Source organism: Rhodococcus sp. no. 34, from assembly GCF_054589475.1.
In genome coordinates this window covers 1-812 of the sequence record NZ_BAAILK010000034.1, presented here as the reverse complement: position 1 = coordinate 812, position 812 = coordinate 1, and the positions used below count along the sequence as shown (strand labels likewise).

1 protein-coding gene is annotated in these 812 nt (G+C 61.2%); it reads right to left on the bottom strand.

Translation table 11 applies throughout. The annotated features are described in order from the left end of the window. The coding region (locus ACYP01_RS13030; protein ID WP_459680427.1) for an acyl-CoA dehydrogenase family protein at positions 1–812 on the bottom strand (812 nt) is incomplete at both ends.

Below are 812 nucleotides of genomic sequence, written 5' to 3'. Positions count from 1 at the left end.
CCACCACCGGAACGAGCAAAGATCTCGTCCACCGCACGCACCGCACGCCACGCCGCAGCAGTCTGCGTACGCCGACCGATCGCACGAAGCTCGAACGAAACTTCCTGCCCCTTCTCCGTCATGTCCCAGAAACGATCCACCGTCTCCAAGATCGCAGCCCGAGAAGCAGCGATCTCGGCCGCCGCCTCACCGATCGCGAACAACACGTACGGATCTTCCTTGATCGGAACACCACTGACCGTCACACGCTCACGCTGCGCCGCCATGTTGCACGCCAACGCACCCTCGGCGATACCGATCAACGACGAAGTGATCCCCAACGGGAAAATGCACGAGAACGGGAACTTGTACAACGTCTCCGTACGACCCGCTTCCTTCCACGCCGTCCCGTCGAAAACCTTTCCGGCGTCGATCGTGCGGTACGTCGGCAGAAACGCATCCTTGACGATCAGATCCTTCGACCCCGTACCGCGCAGGCCCACGACATTCCAGCTGTCCTGGTCGATGTCGTAATCCGAACGCGGCAACAACACGTGCAGAATCTTCGGCGGCATCAACGGCTTACCGGACTCGTCACCGACCATCGCACCGATCATGATCCAGTCACAATGATCAGTACCGGACGAGAACGACCAACGACCGTTGAGGATGTACCCACCCTCGACCGGCCTCGCCACACCCATCGGCGCATACGGCGACGCCATCCACGTATCAGGATCGGTTCCCCACACCTCTTCCTGAGCCTTGCGGTCGAAGAACGCAAGCTCCCACGGATGCACACCGACGATGCCGCTGACCCAGCCCGTGGCACC